Source organism: Thermogutta hypogea, from assembly GCF_055386265.1.
In genome coordinates this window covers 501,428-521,572 of record NZ_AP042425.1, presented here as the reverse complement: position 1 = coordinate 521,572, position 20,145 = coordinate 501,428, and the positions used below count along the sequence as shown (strand labels likewise).

The 20,145-nt window shown below is 62.7% G+C and carries 15 protein-coding genes and 1 tRNA gene; 10 read left to right on the top strand and 6 right to left on the bottom strand.

Features of this window, described 5'->3' with window-relative positions; all coding sequences use genetic code 11:
- Positions 1 to 16: 16 nt before the first annotated feature.
- On the bottom strand, positions 17 to 3,142 hold the full coding sequence (locus ACZ5B4_RS01720; protein ID WP_464912714.1) for a DUF4091 domain-containing protein: 3,126 nt from the start codon (positions 3,140 to 3,142) through the stop codon (positions 17 to 19).
- 420 nt (positions 3,143 to 3,562) lie between these two features.
- On the opposite strand from ACZ5B4_RS01720, the gene ACZ5B4_RS01715 reads away from it, so the two are divergent.
- Positions 3,563 to 4,597, top strand: a complete 1,035-nt coding sequence (locus tag ACZ5B4_RS01715) for a GGDEF domain-containing protein (protein ID WP_464912713.1) — start codon at positions 3,563 to 3,565, stop codon at positions 4,595 to 4,597.
- 108 nt (positions 4,598 to 4,705) lie between these two features.
- Here ACZ5B4_RS01715 and ACZ5B4_RS01710 read toward each other — a convergent pair whose 3' ends face one another.
- The gene (locus tag ACZ5B4_RS01710; RefSeq protein ID WP_464912712.1) at positions 4,706 to 5,263 is read right to left on the bottom strand and encodes a YqgE/AlgH family protein; all 558 of its coding nucleotides are present in this window, start codon (positions 5,261 to 5,263) and stop codon (positions 4,706 to 4,708) included.
- A gap of 192 nt (positions 5,264 to 5,455) precedes the next feature.
- Between ACZ5B4_RS01710 and ACZ5B4_RS01705 the strand changes: the two genes are divergently transcribed.
- From ACZ5B4_RS01705 to ACZ5B4_RS01690, 4 genes are all read left to right on the top strand, one after another.
- The gene (locus ACZ5B4_RS01705) at positions 5,456 to 6,571 is read left to right on the top strand and encodes an IS4 family transposase (protein ID WP_464912711.1); all 1,116 of its coding nucleotides are present in this window, start codon (positions 5,456 to 5,458) and stop codon (positions 6,569 to 6,571) included.
- Positions 6,572 to 6,911: 340 nt separating this feature from the next.
- On the top strand, positions 6,912 to 7,787 hold the full coding sequence (locus tag ACZ5B4_RS01700; protein WP_464912710.1) for a phosphoadenylyl-sulfate reductase: 876 nt from the start codon (positions 6,912 to 6,914) through the stop codon (positions 7,785 to 7,787).
- Positions 7,788 to 7,853: 66 nt separating this feature from the next.
- Entirely contained in the window at positions 7,854 to 8,291 is a 438-nt protein-coding gene (locus ACZ5B4_RS01695) for an RrF2 family transcriptional regulator (RefSeq protein ID WP_464914042.1), read from the top strand.
- Positions 8,292 to 8,570: 279 nt separating this feature from the next.
- A complete protein-coding gene (locus ACZ5B4_RS01690) occupies positions 8,571 to 11,969 on the top strand; it encodes a polysaccharide lyase family protein (protein ID WP_464912709.1) in 3,399 nt (1,132 codons plus the stop codon).
- Here ACZ5B4_RS01690 and ACZ5B4_RS01685 read toward each other — a convergent pair.
- Positions 11,941 to 12,402, bottom strand: a complete 462-nt coding sequence (locus ACZ5B4_RS01685; protein ID WP_464912708.1) for a hypothetical protein — start codon at positions 12,400 to 12,402, stop codon at positions 11,941 to 11,943. The genes ACZ5B4_RS01690 and ACZ5B4_RS01685 overlap by 29 nt on opposite strands.
- 583 nt (positions 12,403 to 12,985) lie before the next feature.
- Here ACZ5B4_RS01685 and ACZ5B4_RS01680 point away from each other — a divergent pair.
- Entirely contained in the window at positions 12,986 to 14,167 is a 1,182-nt protein-coding gene (locus ACZ5B4_RS01680) for a GTPase (RefSeq protein ID WP_464912707.1), read from the top strand.
- Between the two features lie 89 nt (positions 14,168 to 14,256).
- Here the strand turns inward: ACZ5B4_RS01680 and ACZ5B4_RS01675 are convergent, their stop codons facing one another.
- Positions 14,257 to 14,796, bottom strand: a complete 540-nt coding sequence (locus tag ACZ5B4_RS01675) for a transposase (protein WP_464912706.1) — start codon at positions 14,794 to 14,796, stop codon at positions 14,257 to 14,259.
- Positions 14,797 to 15,136: 340 nt separating this feature from the next.
- On the opposite strand from ACZ5B4_RS01675, the gene ACZ5B4_RS01670 reads away from it, so the two are divergent.
- From ACZ5B4_RS01670 to ACZ5B4_RS01655, 4 genes are all read left to right on the top strand, one after another.
- Complete coding sequence (locus ACZ5B4_RS01670; RefSeq protein WP_464912705.1) at positions 15,137 to 15,613, top strand: hypothetical protein; 477 nt, start codon at positions 15,137 to 15,139, stop codon at positions 15,611 to 15,613.
- A gap of 79 nt (positions 15,614 to 15,692) precedes the next feature.
- Positions 15,693 to 16,580, top strand: a complete 888-nt coding sequence (locus ACZ5B4_RS01665) for a PEP-CTERM sorting domain-containing protein (RefSeq protein WP_464912704.1) — start codon at positions 15,693 to 15,695, stop codon at positions 16,578 to 16,580.
- A gap of 613 nt (positions 16,581 to 17,193) precedes the next feature.
- Positions 17,194 to 17,571 (top strand): YbaB/EbfC family nucleoid-associated protein, encoded by a 378-nt coding sequence (locus tag ACZ5B4_RS01660; RefSeq protein WP_464912703.1) that lies wholly within the window; start codon positions 17,194 to 17,196, stop codon positions 17,569 to 17,571.
- A 44-nt stretch (positions 17,572 to 17,615) separates the two neighbouring features.
- A tRNA-Val gene (locus ACZ5B4_RS01655) sits at positions 17,616 to 17,689 on the top strand.
- Here the strand turns inward: ACZ5B4_RS01655 and ACZ5B4_RS01650 are convergent.
- Together ACZ5B4_RS01650 and aroC are read right to left on the bottom strand one after the other, a co-directional pair.
- Positions 17,680 to 18,741, bottom strand: a complete 1,062-nt coding sequence (locus tag ACZ5B4_RS01650; protein WP_464912702.1) for a hypothetical protein — start codon at positions 18,739 to 18,741, stop codon at positions 17,680 to 17,682. The two genes, ACZ5B4_RS01655 and ACZ5B4_RS01650, sit on opposite strands and share 10 nt — an antisense overlap.
- Before the next feature lie 73 nt (positions 18,742 to 18,814).
- Positions 18,815 to 19,954 (bottom strand): chorismate synthase, encoded by a 1,140-nt coding sequence (gene aroC, locus ACZ5B4_RS01645; RefSeq protein WP_464912701.1) that lies wholly within the window; start codon positions 19,952 to 19,954, stop codon positions 18,815 to 18,817.
- Positions 19,955 to 20,145: the final 191 nt, after the last annotated feature.

The following is a 20,145-nucleotide window of genomic DNA, read 5'->3' as shown; positions in this document are numbered from 1 at the left end:
GCCGCAAGCCTCGGTTTCACGGAGCGGTTGCACGAGCACCGGCGCCCGCCGCCGAGAGGCTCTCGATCGCCTTGGCAATCGCCGCGCGCCGCGCGTGGATGGGGCGAGGATCGGTCGTGAAGGTAGTCATGTCGCGAGTAATATCCGGCGGCACCTCCAGCAGAGATTGCACCTCGCCGCGGCGCGCGGGAGGCAATCGGTCCCCGTGAGCCTGCAACAGTTCCCGCAAGAGGTACAGCATCTCATAATCCTCGATCCCCTCGCGGAGCATTTCCCAACGAATGCTGGAGACGGGCGGGTCTAGGATCGGTTGACCGTTGTTGCGGCCGGGGACTCGTGCCGAAAGCGGCGGATAGATAAATCGCCCGTCCCCGTTTCCCCAATGACGTTTCACGCCCTTGGGAGTCGAATAACCGCTGACGTAGCCCATGGGGTCTTCATAGGGGTCCTGATACCCGTCGGGAAAGGCCGTCGAGGAGGTCCAATAATTCGCCGACCAGACCAACACGCCCTCGATCTTCCTTTGCCAGGTCTGCCACAACCAGACCCGCAATTCGGTGGCCGGATGGTCGATGAAAAGCGTGCAATACGGAGCTTTGGGACCGGTGCATACGTACCACCAAAAATGCTCCCCCTCCGCCCGCCGACTTTCCGCGCGGTCGTGATCGTAATTCGGAGTGACGGGACACCAGATATCCACGGCGCCGAAGAGTTCCTTCACCGGCTCCTCCGTCAACATGCGGCGGAGGCCTGGGGCGTATTGCTTCAATCGCTCCATCCCTTTTCGCACAAACTCGTAGTCCTTGGGGTCCGGCTCGTCGAACCAATAGACGTAGGCCATGTCCAGCCAACCTTTTTCCCGCAAATGTTGCTCCAGTTGTCGCACTTGATCGGCGAACATGGCTTGGTACTTGGGAGAGTCCTCGCCCATTCCCGCGATGGACGGCTCGTAGCGGTCGTGGAACGTCCCTCCGCCCATACCCTGGATCGACAATCGGATTCCCGTGAAGCGGAACTCTTCGACGGCCCGGGTCATGGCCGGATCGAATCGAGAGAAATCCAAGATCGCGCGCGGTGGATCGGCCTCCGGTTCGAACCTCACGCTGTAACCGTCCAGCGGGACGGGATCATACGGGGAGATGCGGTGCGCCGAAAAGCTGCGGAGGTACATGTCCAAGACTTGCCGCCGATCTTCCTCGGTCTTGGCATTGTGATATTGAAAAGCCGTGCCCGGGCTGAAACCGAAGGCCGTTTCGATGTGATTCCGTTCGGGCAAGGCGAAATCCCAGACCTGCAATCGGATCGGCACGTCAAGCTTCCAGTCCTCGGCCGTCAGCCGCAGCATAGCACCATATTCGCCGGCGGCGGCGTCACGAGGAACGTGCACCAGAATCCACAGCGGTTGGTTCAGCCCGGCCGTCAACGCGATGGGCGATTGCAGAGGCGGCAAGGCATCGGGCCACCAACCGCGAACACCGGTAGCGTCCGTCGGAGAATGCACGAAGTGGTAATACACTCGCAAGACATCCACGCAACTTGCCGGAATGACGGCGCCGTCCGGTCCGTGGAAATCGGAAATCTCCGCGCGGACGTTTTGCAAATCATGCTTCGGACGCAAGACGACTTGAACGGCCTCGTGGTCGCCTTTGGCTGCCTCCATTCGGACTACGACGAACTTCTCGGAGGAAGCATTCGGAAGGGGGCGTTCGCGGGGCACTTTCCAGCCCGCCTCGCACCACCACACACTTGCCGACGACGTCTCGGCAACCATGCTGCCGTAATCCGTCCGCTCGAACTCGGCGACCGGTACTTCCAGCTCCAACCCTCCCAAAACTTGATCACCGTCCGAGAATCGGACTTCGACAAAGTGCGTGCCGGGCGACCCCAAGATCAGAGGCGCGTGGAATTCCGCGCGACCGGCCGTGTCGAAAACCGCTTGGGACTGAGTCGGGCCTGTCGTCCGCCCCTGGGGATCGGTAACGGTAACTGCAACGTTCACTTTCCCTTGAACAGTGCCGGAGCCGCGCAAAACCCCCTGCAAGGATCGCGATCCGGCCGGAGTTGCTCGGCACTCGAGCGATTCCAAGACTGCGGGCCGGTCCTCCTCGCCGCGCCACACGGCATACCAAGTTTCACCCTCGGCGTCCTCCGTGGGCCGATCCAAATCGGCTTCGAAGCGGACCTGGTACACCTGCGCGGAGGCCGATTCCCCCTCCGAGCTGAGTCGCACGTAGATGACATCGGCGGGAAGTAATGCGGCGGGAACGTCGCCTTCGGAAGTACCCAATCCGGAAAGAGACGCCACGCGCGTCCACCGATCACCGTCCGTGGAGCATTCCGCCGCGATCGCCCCGCGCTGGTGATAGCCGACCTCGAATTGCATTTTCGCGCCGGTAAACTTTCGTCCGGGCAACTGAAAGCGATAGATCACCTCGCCGTTGCCGAAGGTCCAGCGATGCGTGTTGAATCCCGCCGTGGCGCGAAGCAAAACGCGGTGATGGTTCGTTCCCCGTCCTCCGAATTGGGTTTGGAAGACGTACTTGCCGTTGCGCACGGCCTCGTCGTTTCCAAGCGGTCCCACGGCCGTGCTTCGATAGATCGGCACGACCGGCGTCACCGTGACCCAATCGAACTGGATGGTCCCGGCCGCCTGCCAATAACCCAACCGCAAGGGAACGTCAGGGAAAGAGGAATCGCCGGCTCGAAAGACGTGGCCATACGTGTGCCACTGAGGGCCGAGGTCGTAATAGTCGCGATTGACGTTCGCCGGTCCCGACACGATGCACCCACCCCCGCCTTGCAGCCGCCGGGCCGAGAATTGCAGCCGGTATAACCCTCCCGGTTTTATGATGTGCTGCCGCGTCGTCCAGGATGCCGCCGACTGCCCGTTCCCCTTGAGTTCCAGAACGTCGCCATCCACCCAGGCGCCGCCCTCACCGCTGAGCGTCCAACCCTGAGGTTGCGAGTCTCCTTCGCGAAACTGCCCGTTGACGACTCCGTCCGGCAACGATTGGGCCGCCGTCTTTTTCCCGATACCGGGGCCGGCCAAGATAGTGACGCCCACGATCACGGCCGTCGCTAAAGAGCGTGCCGTCGGATGCGTTTTTCGGCGCCGCAAAGGATTCAACGAGGTGGGCTGCATTGGAATGATCTCCCCTGGTTAAGGCGGGTCACGTATGAACCCATATTAGCGGACGAAACCGCCGATGGAAGGTCCCATTTGGAGGCGTCGAGGTATCGATCTCGACATGATACCCACGGACAGCCCGACACGCACCGCGACGGTTCGCCCCCCAGACCTTGCAACATGGCCAAATCACGGTCGGGGTTTCGCGGGGGTAGGTCAAGGTTGCTTCTTTCAGGATTTAGGAATCCGTTCGGTTCCGCGGTTATTCCCGGCTCTTGGGAAGATGAAGTCCGTTTGCAAAAAAGCTAAGCTACGGGAAGAGAGTTGAATCGGCATTCAAGTCGGTTCGCGCGGCCTGTCGCAGGCTTTCCCGGTATTGCTCCGTCTTGCCGGTTCCGCTGCGCGGCGTGCGTGGGTCCGTCGGAAGGTTCTCTCATGCCGGCTGCTATCAACTACGTTTTGCTTGGGATCTTGCTCGGCGCTGTACAGCTTGCCGTGGGCATCGTATTGGGTCGACTGTTGGAGCGGTATTTTCGGGCGGATTCCCATGGCCGGGCTTCAAGCTCCGAGGGGCGCCGTGCCGTGCTGCGGCAGATTCGGGGGATTACGCGGCGCATCGAGAATGACGTGGCCGACTACCGCCGGTTTTTGGAGACCGCCAGCCAAGACTTTCTCCTATTGCCGCAAGCCGACGCTTTGGATGAGGCCGTCTTGGACGCGGTGCGACGCCTCGTGGCTGCCAATCAGATGCTCCAGGAACGCCTTGCCGGTGCGGAATCGCAACTCGCCGAGCAGGCCAAGCGGATCGAGGAACAATGGAGCCAGGCCCATTCCGACCCGCTGACGGGTCTGGCCAATCGCAGAGCTTTCGACGGCGAGCTATCGCGGCAATTCGCCGCTTGGCGTCGCACGCGCCAACCGTTCAGCGTGGTGCTGATGGATTTGGACCATTTCAAGCAAATCAATGATCGCTTCGGTCACCTTGTGGGAGATGAGGCGCTGATTCGCGTGGCACGAATACTGCAACGCACGGTGCGCGAGACCGATTTGCCGGCGCGAATCGGAGGCGAGGAATTCGCCGTTCTTTGTCCCGGTGCCGACTCGGAGGACGTCACCCGAACCGTCGAGCGGATCCGCCGGGCCGTGTCGGAGATCAGGGTCGGGAAAGATACCGAATGGGTGCGCGTGAGCGTCAGTTGCGGTTTCGCAAGTATTACCGACGACGAGCCGCCTGAGGCCCTGATTCGGCGGGCTGATGAGGCCCTCTACGCTGCCAAACACGGCGGCCGGAATTGCAGCTACCTGCACAACGGTCGGGAAGCCGTACCCATCTCCGGGGAGGACTCCGAAGCGGCGGCGGATACGCGTGAATCCGGGGGCGACTCACCTCGCCGCGGCCGATTGGAGATGGACGCTGAATACCAAGTCCTAGCGGACAGCCTGCGTTCCGCCTTGGCTCGCCTTTCGTAAGAATTTTTCAAGAGCCGTCGGGGTTCCGCCCGTGGACTCCGGCAAGTGGGCACCGGAACCCGTGAGGCAAGGTTCGCCGATCCGATGCAACACCATCTCCGGAGACATTCAATTCAGCGACGGATCCGGGGCGACGTGGCGAGGCTGGATGACCTGCCGAAGAACCATCCGTCCCGCCGTGTGCAGCAATAGTTGCCACAGGGCCGGGCCTTCCACCGGGCCGAAGACCAACTCGACATTCCCCGGCAGAACGAACCAGGCCCCTTGAGCCAACTCGTTTTCCAATTGACCGCCTGCCCACCCGGAATGCCCGAGAAACAAGCGAACGTCCTGACTCTCCTCGGCCAGTAATTGCTCGAGCTTTTCTCGCTGGGCCGAGTAATATAGTCCGGGCAGAACTTCCGCGTCCGCACAATCGCTCCGCCGATGGAGCGCCAGAACCGGGCCGCTGACCGGGCCGCCCGAGTTCAAAGGACGATCCACCTTGCACGGGCGCTGTGAAACTTGTTCCCACAACTCTTTAACGGTTTTGGGATGCAACCGATTCAACACCAAACCGAGCGCCCCTTGGGGAGTATGGGCCAACATCAGCACGACGGTGCGGATGAAGTTCGGATCCACTAGCTGCGGCGCGGCAATCAGGAATCGACCTTGAAGCGAATCCATAACGGGTCCCCTCCTCCTTCCGTATTTTATGGGGCTGGGTGTCGCAGAATTCAACCGGGCTTCGCCCTGACTTATCCCCACTTTTCGGCGTGCCGCGCAGAAAAATTGGCGGTCCCTCGAAAGCCCTGATGTGGTATAGAGTTGCAGAGAAAAAACACCTCAACTCAACCACGAGCAGCGGAGGGAACCGCCATGAAAGCAATGGAAGCCGTGCTGTGGATCACCAGTGTATGTGTCGGGCTGCGAAAGAGCCAGAGCAAAACTCTGGGCGATTTGGTGTCCGTGGCCCTACAGATCGGCCGGGTGAGCCTGTCGGAACTGGGCCGGCTGCTGGCCGAACAGGGCGAGGGGGCCGCCAAGCACGGCATCAAGCGGGCCTGGCGTTTTACGGCCAACCATCGCGTGCAGATCAGCGACGCCATGCAAGGGCCGCTCCGCTGGCTGCTCCACTGTCGCAAGTACTGGAAGAAGCGTCCGCTGGTGGTGACGCTGGATTGGACCGAGGTCCGTGGGTTCTGCACGCTGATGGCGGCCGCGGTCATTCGCGGCCGCGGCGTGCCGTTGCTCTGGGCCAGTTACGAAAAGTGGGAATTGTACAAGAGCCAGAACAACCTGGAAGAAGGCTTGCTGCGACTGCTGAAGTCCCTGCTGCCGGAGTGGATCACGGGGATCGTGGTCGCCGATCGGGGCTTTGGACGCACGGAGTTGGCCCGAACCTGCCAGGACTTGGGTTTTCACTACGTGATCCGCATCAAGCCGAACGTGTATGTCACGTGCCATCAATTCCGGGGAAAACTGGAGGTCTTGCCGGTGCAACGCGGCACCCAACGGCTGCTGCGCGACGTGCAATTCCGCAAGCGGGATCCGGTGACGCAGCACGTGGCGGTGTGCTGGAAACGGGGACTGCCGAAGCACCGCGACGAGTGCTGGTTCCTGATGACCGACCTGCCTTACTCGGTCCCAAAGCTGACGAAGCTGTATGGTCGGCGGATGACGATCGAGGAACTGTTCCGCGACGAGAAGAATCGCCGCCACGGCTGGGCGTTGCGCAACACGCAGATCACGCGGCCCGACCGGTTCGACCGGTTACTGCTCATTCTGACGCTCGCCTACTGGCTGCTCGTGGGCGTCGGCTTGACCGCGCTGAGGCAGTATCCCGCGGGCATGTGGTGCAGCAGCAATCATCCGCAAGCCTGCGGGGTCTTCTTCATCGGGCGGAAGATGATCCGGCGACCGGAACTCACGGCCAGGCAAGCACTTTCCGCGTTGCTCCGCGCGCTTCTAGCCGAGGCCGAAAAGTGGGGATAAGTCAGGGCTTCGCCCGTTCGGAAATGTCGTACCGTCAATGAGTTGTTTCCGTACACCAGGGCCGCCTTGCTATCTGCCGAAGACAGCCTCCCGCCGACAGCCGCCCCTGAAGGTAATTTCGCTCGGGCGATTCGGGAATTCCCTCACAGGGCTATATTTGACTTAGTTGACAAACTTAGTACAATATTGTGTCGTGGTTTTGACGATGAGGTAGTTGTGGAGTAGGTCGCGCAAGGCTTGCGAACCCACAGTGCGCAAGCGTGCGAAGTCATTTTCCTCGTGTATCGCCGTGACGATCACAGTGGCGATCCTGATATGACTTGATATGATTTGTTCGGCCATGCTTGATAAAATCGCTAAAGAAGCTGACAATTTACCTGAGGCTGCTTTGGAAAACCAATCGTCTCCGGATTCCTCGGTCCTCGATTGGCGTTTTCCCAGCATCGAACCGGTACGGGCACCCGGAGAGGTCGGCTGTCCGAGCGAAGACGACTTGAACCGCCTTGCGGAAGTGAGCCGACTGCTGGAAGGTGCCTCCGCAGAAGAGATCTTAGCATGGGCGGTGAAGATTTTTTTCCCGCAACTGACCATGGCCACGGCCTTCGGTCCCGAGGGTTGCGTCATCCTTTCGATCCTGGCCAAAATCGAGTCCCGGGTTCGGGTTTTCAATCTTGATACAGGGTATCAATTTCAGGAAACTCTGGAGTTGCGAGATCGAATTGCACGGGACTTGGGTATCGCGGTCGAACTGGCGAAGCCCGAAACCTCGGTCGAAGAATATGAGCGATTGCACGGCGGGCCGCTTTACAAGACCAATCCGGACCGTTGCTGCTTCGACCGAAAAATCCAGGTGCTGCGGCGCGAGGTCGTCGGCTATCGGGCGTGGATCAGCGGAATTAGGCGCGATCAAAGTCCCCATCGTGCCAACGCCCCGATCGTCGGTTGGGACAAAAAGTTCGGCCTGGTCAAAATCAATCCCCTGGCCAATTGGAAGAAAGGGCAGGTGTGGCAACGCATTTTGGACGAAAAGATTCCCTATAATCCCTTGCACGATCAGGGGTACCCCAGCATTGGTTGTCGGCCTTGCACGCGGCCCGTCCTCCTGGGAGAGGACGAACGGGCCGGGAGGTGGAGCGGAACCGGCAAGACGGAGTGCGGGCTTCACCTTTCCGATGATCCGCCGCCCCCTCCGCCGACGCAATTCGGCAGCCTATAAGCGATCGAGCGAGGTCGGAGCCTTTCGCGATCAGAATGCCTTCCATGAATCTCGGATGAGGCCGTGATGAAGATTTCCGCCAAGACGGAATATGCTTGCGTCGCCCTGCTGGAACTTTCGGCACGCTACGAATCCGGCGAGCCCGTCCGCATTCGCAAGATCGCCGAGCGGCACAGCGTTCCTGCCCGTTTCTTGGTGCAGATTCTCCTGCAATTGAAGGGGGCGGGCATCGTGGAGAGCACGCGGGGCGCGGCCGGGGGATACCGCCTCGTCGTGCCCCCGAGTAACTTGAGCCTCGGTCGTGTGATGGATATCGTCGAGGGCAACCGGGATGACCAGGAAGCGATGGTCACCGGAGCGTCGCCCGAATCCCCTGCCGTCAAGGCACTGATCGATGCCTGGCGCGGCGTGTATCGCAAGGAGAGGGAACTACTCGAATCCATCACCTTCGCCCAACTACTCGAAGACGCCCGCCGCTACGATACCGCCATGTACTACATTTGAGCCGAGCCTGACGACGTTTTTGCCCGCCTTCCCGCTTTTTTTCTCATCTCGCGACTCAGGGGCTTCGGCACTCCCCAAGAACTCCGCTGCGTCCTTCGCTCCCCGATCGCTTTCGGAACGGAAACGGCTTTGCTTGCTGATCCCATCCGGCCACGATACATTAGGCGACATTGGCGGAGTTTCGCGGACCGCTTGAGTTCAACGTCTTGAGCGCAAACCGTCGGATCGCGATGCGCCCTTTGCCGCGGATTTGAATCGTTTTCGACCGGGAGAGATACCATGCATGTCGCCCCCCAACGCTACCTAACCGCTGGCGCCTCGCGGCTCGGCTTCATGGCGTTCGCTGCCGGCTTGCTCGCCTTGGCGGCCTTGAATGTTTCGACCGTCGCCGCGCAAGAGCCTGGTGAAGTGCTCTGGCGGATCGGTGTCCGCGACAACAACTCGGCTGAGTTCTCGCAAGCCCCCGATCAATTCGATCGATACAAGAACGATCCCGTCTTCATCGTCGGTCTTTCGGATCCCAAGGCCGATTGGCCCTACGTGCATCCCGGCCCGGCGGACGTTTGGGCGAATTCCCGACCGCACGTTGCGACGATCTTTTTTGGTCTGAGCCGTCGCCCGGCCGGCGAGTATCGTTTGATCCTCGACTTTACCGACACGCACGACCGCGCTCCCCCCGTCCTCCGCGTCCACCTGAACGGTTCGGAGATATTCCAGCAGCGGTTGCCCGCGGGCGGCCCCGACGACACCATCCGGGGTGACGCTTCCAAGGGCAAGGAGTGCGTCATCGAAGTGCCGATTTCCGGAGATCTGCTAAAGCAAGGCTCCAACGTCCTCACGCTGGAAGGCGACCAGGGTAGCTGGTTCCTGTACGACGGCATCGAGATGATGGGGCCGGCCGGGGCCGCGGTCGACCAGGTTCGGAACGCCGTTTTCGTCCGCTCCATCCGCCCGCTCCCGGTCCTCGTCCAGGCGGGCGAGGCCTTGGTTCAGGGCGTGCAAGTCGCCGCCTTTGCCACCGACCCGGCCGAGGTCACCGCGTGGCTGAACGGCAGGCAAGTTTGGCAGGGTACCCTGGAGCGAGGCTCCGCTGAAGTCGTGGTACCTGCCGATCGGGTCGAGCAACCCACTGAAGCGACGTTCACTTTCAAATTGGGCGACCGTACGCTGCTCGAACAAAAGATCACGCTCGTGCCGGTTCGCCCGTGGGTGGTCTACCTGTTGCCGCACTCCCACGTGGACATCGGTTACACCGAGGTGCAAACCAAGGTCGAGCGCGACCAATGGCATTTCATCGACCTGGCGATCGAAGCCGCCGCGCGGTCCGCCGACTACCCGCCTGAAGCCCGCTTCAAGTGGAACGTCGAAGTCTTGTGGGCCGTCGATAGCTACCTGCGGCAGGCCGATGACGCGAAGAAGGAAGCCTTTTTGAAGGCCGTTCGCGAAGGTGTGATCGGGCTGGACGCCCTTTACGGCAACGAACTAACGGCCCTTTGCCGACCCGAGGAATTGGTGCGATTGGTGGACTTCGCCGAGCGCCTTTCCCGCGATTACGGCCTAACCGTCGATTCCGCCATGATCAGCGACGTTCCCGGTTATACCTGGGGTTTGATGTCCGTGTTCGGCCAGGCGGGCGTTAAGTACTTTTCCATCGGGCCCAACGGCGGTCACCGCATCGGTCACACGCTCCGCGTTTGGGGCGATCGAGCCTTCCGCTGGCTTTCTCCCGACGGCACGCACAGCGTCCTTTGTTGGATTCCCCGTCGCGGGTATTGGCGGGGCTTCCTGGGCGGCGATCAACTTCTCGATTACTTGAGCGATCTCCAAGACTCCGACTATCCCTACGACCTGGTGCAGCTACGCCATTGCATGGGCGACAACGCCCCGCCGGACGTGGCCGTTTCCGATTTCGTCAAGGACTGGAATGCCCGCTTCGCCTATCCGCGCCTCGTCATTTCCACCTGCTCGCAAATGATGCGCGACTTCGAGACGCGATACGGCGATTCCGTCCCCACGGTCTCCGGCGACTTCACGCCCTACTGGGAGGATGGAGCGGCTTCGTCCGCCCTCGAAACGGCGATGAATCGCGACGCCGCCGAACGCCTCTCCCAGGCCGAAGCCCTCTGGGCCGTGCTCAATCCGCAAGCCTATCCCGATGAGGCCTTCTATCAAGCCTGGCGCAACGTCGTCCTCTACGACGAGCACACCTGGGGCGCTCACAACAGCATCACCGAGCCGGACAGCGACTTCGCCCAGTCGCAATGGGCGATCAAACGCCAATTCGCCGTGGACGCCGATCGGCAATCCCGCGAGCTGCTTGCCGCCGCCGTGCAGGGCCCGGCCGCCGACTCCCCGTCCTCCGCTATCGAAGTCTTCAATACCTGCGGTTGGAGCCGAAGCGGCCCGGTGGTCCTGGAAACTCCGTCCCTTCCCGCCGACTCCGCCGTCTTCGACGCGTCGGGCAAACCGGTCCTCAGCGAGCGGATGGCCGACGGCCGTTTACTGTTTTGGGCCGACGACGTCCCCGCCTTCGGCAGCCGGCGTTTCGTGTTGAAGTCCGGCAGTGCGACGCACACCGACCTTTCCGCCGACCGAGCCGCCCGAGCGGAGGGGCTTACCCTGCAAAACTCCGTGTTGACGATGGAACTGGACCCGGCCACCGGCGGCGTTGCCAAGCTCCTCCACCGTCCCTCCGGCCGAGACGTCGTGGACCGAGCCGGCGGGTTGGCCCTCGCCGATTTCTTCTACGTGGCGGGCCGCGACCCCGCCGCCGCGAAACGGGCCGAAGGCGACGTCCAGGTCCGCGTCCTCGAGAAAGGCCCCCTCGTCGCCTCGCTCGAGGTCCGGTCACCCGCTCCCGGGTGCCGCAGTCTAACTCGCGTCTATCGCCTTTTCGCCGACAGTGACGCCTTGCACGTCACGGTCATCCCAGATAAGGAAAAAATCCGCACGCCCGAGGGCGTTCACATCGCCTTCCCGTTCCAAGTTCCCGAGGCCGCGCTCCGCCTGGATACCGCTTGGGCCGTCGTCCGCCCCGAGACCGATCAGTTGCCCGGCGCGTGCAAGAACTACTTCACCGTCCAGCGCTGGGCCGACCTCTCCAACGATCAGTTCGGCGTGACCTGGGTCACCGTCCACGCCCCGCTGGTCGAAATCGGAGCCATCCGCACCGACGTTCCCAAACCCTTCGATCCGACCGGCTGGCTGGAGACCATCGAGCCGAGCGGTACACTGTATTCATACGTGATGAACAATTACTGGGAGACGAATTACAAGGCCGACCAGGAAGGCCCGACGCCGTTCGCCTACGTGGTGCGACCGCACGCGGGCGGTTACGACGGCACGGCCGCCGCCAAACTTGCGATCGAGGCGAGTCGCCCCCTCCTGCCCGTCGCGGTCCGCCCCGACGCCCCGACCGGCTTCGCCCTTCCGTTCTGCGTGCAAGCCGAGGGCGCCGTCATCGAGACGCTGAAGCCCGCCCGCCGGGGCGACGGCTGGATCGTACGTCTGTTCAACCCGGCGACGAATCCCGGCAAGGCGACCGTCGAGTTCGCTGCCGGCAAGACAGGTCGGGCATGGTACGGCAATATTGCCGAAGCATCCTTGCAGCCCGTCACCGGCCCGATCGAGCTGCCGCCGCGAGCGATGCTCACGCTTCGGATCGAAATGCAGCCGTAAGGTGAGAGGGCCGCTTGCGTCGAGTTCGAGCGAGAAGCTCCACCCGCCGTTTCCACTTTGCGGCCGAGCGAAAGCACAGATAGGCTGCCGTGCCGTGGACCGCCGTCAGGGAGAGCAGCCAGTGCGTCGCCTCGCGCCGCCAGGCATCCAAATCCAAGGGGAGGGACCGCGTCGCCGGACTGAGACCCACGACCGCCGTCAGGTAGGCGAACACGGCCGCGGTGCCGGCCAATCCCCACCCCACCGCCCGCCTCGCAGACCAGTCGGGAAAGACCAGGGTCGCGCCGGTTGCGCAGGCCTGAATTACGGCTGCGGCCGACAGCCAACCCGCCCAAGCCGGAGTATCGCCGCCTTTCATCGCGAGTGCGGCGGGCAATAGGGTAAAAACGCTCACCGCCCACAACCACAGGGCCGCCCATCTCGCGGCAGCCAAATCCCCGTGATTCGTCCGATAGGCCCCACCCTCATCCGATGTCGGATCCTTTGAGCCGCCGGCGTCATTCCGCGGCACCTCGCTAGAGCCGCCGGCGTAAGCCGGCGGTGACTCTCTGGTATCGCTGCTCTCATCCAGCGGACTCTGCGAGCCGCCGGCGTAAACCGGCGGTGTCTCTCTGGTGTCGCTGCTCTGAGGCGGCGGATCACCCGAGCCGCCGGCGTGAGCCGGCGGTGACTCTCTGGAATCGCTGAAATCACCCGGCGGTGCCCCCCCGGCCCCGACGTCGGCCGACGGCGGATTTTCCGGGCCGCCTCCATCCCCCGGCGCGGCCCTCTCCGTCGGTATAATAAACGGCAGCCCGCACACCGGACATACCATCTCCCGGCCCGCGAAATCCCGCGGCACCGTGATGCGGTGACCGGCTGGACAGCAAACCCGAATCGGCACGTGACGGTCTTCTCCCGGCTTCAACCCGTTTTCGGCCCCCCTGCGGCGGCCCGGCCGCCCTCATTGTTGGTCGCACGCAACGCAGATGCAACCCGACGCCCTCTCGAAACGGAACGCCTCCCAAACTGCCGCGATGGTTCGCGAAAACTTGGCAACGGTCCTGACCGCCCAAGCGGCGGGCGCCATCGCCGTCGTCCGGCTGGAAGGCCCCCTGGTCGAGACGGCCGTTCGACGGCGTGCGCGGAGCCGCGCCGGCAAACCGGTGGAAATCCCACCGGGCAGTCGCCCCCGCCTGGTCCGTTGGGACTTCGGCGGCCCGGAGCCTGAGGAGGCCGTGCTCTACCGCCCCGACGAGCTGGTCCTGGAAATCCACTGCCACGGCGGCCCCCGCGTGGTGGAAAACCTCGTCGCGGCGGCCGCGGCCGACGGATTCACCCGCCTGACTTGGCGACAATGGGTTTCCCGTCGTGAATGCGACCCCATTGCGGCGGCCGCCCGAACGGCCCTGGCTCACGCCCGAACCCTCCGCACAGCCGGTATCCTCCTCGACCAATACCACGGGTCCCTCCGCTCCGCGGTAGAAACGATCGCGCAAGCCCTCGAACAAGGCAGCCCCGATGCCCCGGAACGCCTGCGTCGCCTGGCCTCGCGCATACCGCCGGGTCGGCACTTGATCCGGCCGTGGCAAGTCGTCATCCTGGGACCGCCGAATGTCGGAAAGAGCAGCCTGCTCAACGCCTTGGCCGGTTACGACCGTGCCATCGTCCATCCCACCCCGGGTACCACCCGCGACCTCGTCTCGGCCGTCATGGTGGCCGACGGCTGGCCGATTGAGGTGATCGACACCGCCGGATTGCGGCGAGCCGATCACCCCGTTGAGCAATTAGGGGTTCAAAAGGCCCAAGCGACGGCGGAGGCGGCCGACCTCGTGATCCTGGTCTTCGACCGCTCGCGTCCGTGGGAAGAGGAGCACGAAGCCCTACTGGGCTGTTACCCCCAGGCCCTGCTCCTGCACAACAAGGCCGATCTTGCCGCCGCGCCGGGCGAGCGCCCGCCGGGACTGGAAGTGTCGGCCCACCGGCCGGAAGATGTGCCGACGATCTTAGATGCCGTGGTCCGGCGATTGGTGCCTTCGCCGCCTGTGCCGGGCGAGGCGATCCCCTTCACCGAAGAGCAGGCCGCTGCCGTCTGCGAGGCCCTGGAGTTGTTGCAACGCGCCGGCCCCCGCGCCGCCGCACACCGCCTCCGCCAGTGGACGCCTCCCACGTCGGCGCCTCCAGCGTCTGAGCCTCCAGCGTTGGAGCCTCCAGCGTAAGCTGGAGGTGCCTTGTCACAAGTTTCAACGTCGGAGCCTCCAGCGTAAGCTGGAGGTGCCTGTTACACAACCCACAATTCACCACCGCCTTACGCCGGTGGCGGGGCCGTGTCCTGTCCCCTCACCCACACCGACAGCGGCGACTTCTGCCGTAACACGTAATTCACGGCATGTTCCACCGCCTTCACGTCGCGAAGCAAACGCCGCGAACCGCGTCGCGTCCACCAGCGGCGCGCCGTTCCCGTCAGGCCGTTCAGCCGCCGAGAGCCGTAGGCCTTCAAATCGCGCAACACATCCTCCGGGCGGCAATCGTCCGGAATGCCGATGACCACATGGACATGATCGCCCATGATCGCCGCAGCCTCCAATCGCCACGCCCGAACACACGCCGTCCGCAGGAACTGGTCGAGCAACGCCCGAGCAAGATCGGCCTGCAATGCCGCGGTTGAGAAGGTTTGATTCCGAGCCGACGTCACTTGCAGACCCGGCATGGGAGGCTCGAACGGCTCCCCGCGGCGGTCACGTTCCCGGCGGGGCCCCGGGCCGCGACGCACGGAGGCCACCGAACCTCGCGGATCGCCCGGCAGCCACGTGCCGTAGACCGTCCAAGTGAGGAGCCAATATTGCATCGCTTTCGCCCCATTGCGCGGTCGCCGAACATCCACCTACGACTCACCACCAGCTCACGCTGGTGGCTCCAAAATCCCCGAAACCTCCAGCGCCGGAGCCTCCAGCGTAAGCTGGAGGTGTCTCCAACACAACCCAGAATTCACCGCCGGCTCACGCCGCCGGCTCGCGAATCCAGCGTAGCCCCCCCGTTTGGCGAAAATTTTTTCGATTTGAAAAAATTTTGCTTGCGTTCCGGCTCGACCCGCCTATAATGGACCGATGAATGGGAAGTTCCCTGCGGTAAACAGGCGGTGAGTTCCCTGGGGCAATCCGGCAAACTTAGATTCGGCAACCACGACGATGAACTCGGTTTTGACCTGGCGACGATCGGCCCTGATGGCGGCCGCGCTCCTTTGGGCGGCGTGGGTCGCACTGCCGGTCCAGGCGGGGTTCATCAGTGTGTGCGACGCCCCCCTGCAGGTCCTCCTCACCGGCGACGACGAGGCGTTGACGCAGGCCCTGCTCGCCCAAGATTCCGGAGTCGTCCGGTCCACGGCAGCGGCGGCCCGCGATACCGAACTACCCGGTCCGGATGCCGATCCTGCAACCAATCCTTTCTGGCAATTCTGGGCCGCGCAGCACGTCGGGCTTTCCTCCGCCCCCGGTATGAGCAGCCCATCGGTTTTGACCAGCGCCGGCTCCGGCGGGGGTGCTCCGGTCGCTATTGCCTATTGGACTTTCCACAGCTTCTCGCCACCGTTGACCGGCCGCATCATCGACCGGCCACTTCTGATCCTCCCCACCGGGCCCATCTTCGAGATCCTTAGACCGGCGTAGGTGCGGCAACGAGTTTAGATCGAATGATGGGTTGATTTTTTTGTGGGTAGATTCATGGACTTTTGTCGGAGAGTAAACTATGAAGCGCGTTTCTATGTTATTAAGTTTTGCTTTTCTCGCTGGATTCGCATCTGTTAGCCAGGGTGGTTTAATGAGCCTTCTGGCATCCGGCAACACGGCGAATGACGTTTTGAACGATAATAGTTTGGGGGTCATCGAAAGAGTTTCGCACTCTAACAACACCCCCCAGGTGGGGGATATCGCTTGGGGTTTGATAGAGATTAGTACCGTTAAGCCTGGTGGCTTAAGCGCTGTTTCGACGTTAGGAAAGGTTTATATGGTTTATGCGGTCACCTTTGGTACGCAACTCGATCCCAACGATCCATTTAAATGGTCGTATAACCCTGCGGAGGCTAAATTAAATAGCTTACTTGGCACAACGGCGTTTACCGGAACCAATGCCATGGCGGCTGTTGTCGAGTTTGCCGGGACTGCAAGTTCCGCTATTACCAACCTTCCGTGGGGGGACGAAGACGTATTCGCCTCGGTTACTCAATTGCAGTCTGCGATCACAGAAGTATCCAACAATGCCAACGTTTTGTTTGCGTTCGGTTTGAATAGCAACGAATCCGATTTGTTTGAAACGTCCAACAGTGGTGAGTTGACAAATGGCGGACGAATTAAGCTGAATGTGAATGCAAAGTTGTCCGTGACATACGCTGCCCCCGGGATCAATCTATCGGACTTTAAAGAACTCTTCGGAATACCCGGGCATGAGGGTGCGCTTGTCAAGAAGGGTACGCAGGTCCTCAACACAACTATCTTCAACAGTAACGGATTTATATTGACCAATGATTCTGGCAATTACGGCGTCAATTACGTCCCCGAGCCGGCTTCAATGATCGGTTTGGCGTCGTTGGCGCTGGCCGGGGCCGGGCTGGGCTTCGTCCGCCGCCGTAAGGCGTGAGGTTGGCGTTCTGGGATCCGATTCCCGGGCGCTACCGTGAGCCTCCTGAGGCTCGGCTGGCGCTTTGAGCCTCGGGCGTAAGCCCGAGGTGGAGCACTAGCAAACGTTCGCGAGCCGCCGACTGCCGTCGGCGGCTCGTTTCGCTTCGGTCGCGACGTCAGCGTCGCACCACCGGCTGACGCCAGCGCTGGAACTCACCACCAGCTTACGCCGGTGGCTCGGGTAATCTGCTGGAGCCTCCAGCGTGAGCTGGAGGTGTCTCGAACACAACCCAGGATACACCACCAGCTTACGCTGGTGGCTCTAGAATTCACCACCGGCTTACGCTGGTGGCTCTAGAATTCACCACCGGCTTACGCCGGTGGCTCTAGAACTCACCACCAGCTAACGCTGGTGGCTCTTACGCTGGGGCGCTCCGTGCTGGGGCGGGGCTACGACCGCGGGACAGAATGGTGTAAAATCTAGCGCGTGACGCCATTAGCACCCCAGCTCCGCCCGTTCGCCTTTGGCCCCCTGCCGGCGCCCGGACGCCCTTGGCATCCCGTGACCGACCGGGCTGGACGGCCGCGGGATCCGTTTCGGCCGTGGAGCACGTATTTGGGAGACTCCGCCCGTGCTGAAAGAGCTTTCATCCCTCGCCGCCTTGCTGCGCAACGCCCAGGAGATCAGCGATCGTGTCAAATCGCTGGGCGAGCGTCTTTCGCAAGAGCGGTTTACCGGTGCGGCCGGGGGCGGGCTGGTGCAAGTGGTATTGGATGGCACGATGGAGCCGAGGGGCGTATCCATCGAGCCGCAACTCTTAAGCCGCGAGTCGCAAGAGCTGCTGGAGGAGATGCTCGTCGGCGCGATGCGGGATGCGGTACGCAAGGCCCGCGCTCGCCATGCGGAACTGCTCCAGGAGTTGAGCGGCGGCCTGAATCTGCCGATCATGGACGGGCTGAAAGACATGTTGGCCCCGCGTCCCAAAAACGACGGCGGAGAATCTCGGTAGAGCTTGCCACGTTTAACGGTACGGAATCGGCTCCAATCGCGTTTGGGCGATTAGCTCAGTTGGTTAGAGCGCCACGCTTACAACGTGGATGTCGGCGGTTCGAGTCCGTCATCGCCCACTGGGGAGACGACCGAGCGGGGCGGGGTTGTCCGACGGGCCGCTGATGGCATCATCGCCGAGCAATCGGTGGAACAGTCCGCTGACGGCCTCGGACGAGATGCCCTTCGCCTCCACGACGCTTGCCGCCCCATCCACGGCGCGACCGTTCCGGAGCCGCAAGCGGTCTAGCTGAATGCGCATCATGCCCGACTTCTCGCTTCTCGGCTCGCCGTCGGCCGGATTGGCCCGTTGGTGCCAAACGCAGCGCAGCTCCCCCGAGATCACGGTTTCCTCCAAGATCGGATCGGGCGCGAACGGCGTGTCCGCCGGTAAACCTTCCGTCCCACGGACGATCATCGCCCCCTTGAACTCGGCTTGGGCTTCGAGAGCGACTTGCGGATTTCGGCCGAGCGCTGCGCGGCACAACTCCAGCGGCAAAAAGCGACCGCCGGTATCCATCATCGTCATACGTTCCGTATTCTGGGAGTTCCCACGCCGGACCACGAGTTGAAACGAGACCGGCGGGAGCTGGGGATCGTCCCCGGCGGCACGGCAGGTCGCCCGATATACGGGCCGGCCATCCTCGATCGCCGTCCAACCCCGGAACGACGCGCCGCGCCAAAGGACTTCGTCCTGCCGGCGGATGATGACGCGATCGGCGGAGATTTGCCAAGACGGCGGCGTATGCGTGCTCGGTTGCGTCAATTCGGCCGCGAGGCGATCGCACCACGCCCGAAGCGTGCGAACATCCAAAAGGACGCTCTCCGTCCGGGCATTCCACTTGTGAGTCGTACCTGCCGTCACGACCAAGGATTCGAAGTCGGCTTGAAGTTGGTCGTACAGAGGATCGCGGAAAGATACCCGCGGGAATCGAACGATGCTCGGCAGCGGGTGTTCGAACGTTGGGAACTCGGCGTGCATCCCCGTCGCCGAAGTCAGTTGCATGCGCCACCCGTCGCGATACGCCGGTCGGTGACGGCCCAAGAGGATTGCGAGGATCGCCAGGCCGGGCACCAACCAGGCGGCAAGCAATCCGCCCAGATAGAGAAGACGTCGGGTTCCTTCGTGCATGAGCCGCCTCCGTGCGGTCATGAGGGTTTTTCTCGGCCGCAATCCGACGACCTTGGGTGCGGGCGGATGCGACTTATCGGCTTCGAGCCATCTCTTCAAACAGTGCGATCCGACGGCGGATCTCTTCGATGTTATCCTGCCCGAACTTATCCACCAGCGCCGCGGCGATTTCGAAGGCCACGACGTTTTCCACAATCACGCCGGCGGCGGACACGGCGCAGACGTCGCTGCGTTCGTAGGCCGCTGCTTGGGGTTGCTTGGTGGGCAGATGGACCGACTCCAAGGGCTTGGCCAAAGTGCTGATCGGTTTCATCGCCGCGCGGATCACGATGGGTTGAGCGTTGGTCATGCCGGCCTCGATGCCGCCCGCCCGGTTCGTGGGCCGAACAAACCCCAAGCACCGCTCGGCGGCCCGATTCGGATCGTACGCGATGGGATCGTGGGTTTCGGAACCGAACCTCCGCGCGGCCTCGAACCCGAGACCGATTTCCACGCCTTTGACGGCCTGGACGGCCATCACGGCCTGCGCCAAGCGGCCATCGAGCTTGCGGTCCCACTGGGCGTGCGTTCCCAGGCCGAAGGGCACGTTTTCGACGCGGACCTCGACGATGCCGCCCAGGGTGTCGCCTTGTTTGCGGCACGCGTCGATGAGCCGGACGGCTTCGTCGTCCTTTTCGGGCGCGAGGCTGTAAAGGGGCGACTGATCGCGAATCGCACGCAGTTCCTCGAGGCTGCCCTGCCTAGGGGGCAGATCGACCGGTCCCAGAGCTACGACGTAGCCGAGGACGTCGATCCCCACGGCGGTGAGCAGTTGTCTGGCCAAGGCCCCGGCCGCCACCCGCCCCACCGTTTCGCGGGCGCTCGCCCGCTCCAAGATGGCGCGGACCGACGTGAGGTATTTGATGGATCCGCTCAGATCCCCGTGCCCCGGCCGGGGGCGATCGAGGTCCTCCATCTTCTCGATCTTGTAATCGTTGTTTTTGACCCACAGGGCGATCGGACTGCCCAGGGTCACCCCACGCCAGGTCCCGGAGAGTACCTCGACACGGTCTTGCTCCAATCGCTGGCGTCCGCCGCGACCGTAGCCGCCCTGCCGCCGCTCCAGCTCCCGGTCGATGACGCCGGTATCGAGGGCGATCCCGCAGGGAAAACCGTCCACCACCGCCAGGATGCCTTTTCCGTGAGATTCGCCAGCCGTCCAATATCGAAGCATGCCTGGATCCGAATTCGTTAGTACGCTTATAAACAAGAACGCGCGGGGCCGCTGATCGGGTACGATCACGGCACGCCGCTCGTGCCGCGCCACCGCTTCGTCCGCCATGATGGGCGGCGAGAGCACGTCCCGGATCGTCCCGCCCTATCATGGGCCATGACTTGCCGATGGTGTTGAACGAGTCCGGCACT

What these genes read in the sequence shown, in the direction of transcription:
- ACZ5B4_RS01705 (WP_464912711.1), top strand. Translation starts at nt 5,456, where the DNA reads ATGAAAGCAATGGAAGCCGTGCTGTGGATCACCAGTGTATGTGTCGGG.
- ACZ5B4_RS01710 (WP_464912712.1), bottom strand. Translation starts at nt 5,263, where the DNA reads ATGGATTCGCTTCAAGGTCGATTCCTGATTGCCGCGCCGCAGCTAGTG.
- ACZ5B4_RS01670 (WP_464912705.1), top strand. Translation starts at nt 15,137, where the DNA reads ATGAACTCGGTTTTGACCTGGCGACGATCGGCCCTGATGGCGGCCGCG.
- ACZ5B4_RS01675 (WP_464912706.1), bottom strand. Translation starts at nt 14,796, where the DNA reads ATGCAATATTGGCTCCTCACTTGGACGGTCTACGGCACGTGGCTGCCG.
- ACZ5B4_RS01695 (WP_464914042.1), top strand. Translation starts at nt 7,854, where the DNA reads ATGAAGATTTCCGCCAAGACGGAATATGCTTGCGTCGCCCTGCTGGAA.
- aroC (WP_464912701.1), bottom strand. Translation starts at nt 19,954, where the DNA reads ATGCTTCGATATTGGACGGCTGGCGAATCTCACGGAAAAGGCATCCTG.
- ACZ5B4_RS01715 (WP_464912713.1), top strand. Translation starts at nt 3,563, where the DNA reads ATGCCGGCTGCTATCAACTACGTTTTGCTTGGGATCTTGCTCGGCGCT.
- ACZ5B4_RS01700 (WP_464912710.1), top strand. Translation starts at nt 6,912, where the DNA reads ATGCTTGATAAAATCGCTAAAGAAGCTGACAATTTACCTGAGGCTGCT.
- ACZ5B4_RS01720 (WP_464912714.1), bottom strand. Translation starts at nt 3,142, where the DNA reads ATGCAGCCCACCTCGTTGAATCCTTTGCGGCGCCGAAAAACGCATCCG.
- ACZ5B4_RS01665 (WP_464912704.1), top strand. Translation starts at nt 15,693, where the DNA reads ATGAAGCGCGTTTCTATGTTATTAAGTTTTGCTTTTCTCGCTGGATTC.
- ACZ5B4_RS01650 (WP_464912702.1), bottom strand. Translation starts at nt 18,741, where the DNA reads ATGCACGAAGGAACCCGACGTCTTCTCTATCTGGGCGGATTGCTTGCC.
- ACZ5B4_RS01690 (WP_464912709.1), top strand. Translation starts at nt 8,571, where the DNA reads ATGCATGTCGCCCCCCAACGCTACCTAACCGCTGGCGCCTCGCGGCTC.
- ACZ5B4_RS01680 (WP_464912707.1), top strand. Translation starts at nt 12,986, where the DNA reads ATGGTTCGCGAAAACTTGGCAACGGTCCTGACCGCCCAAGCGGCGGGC.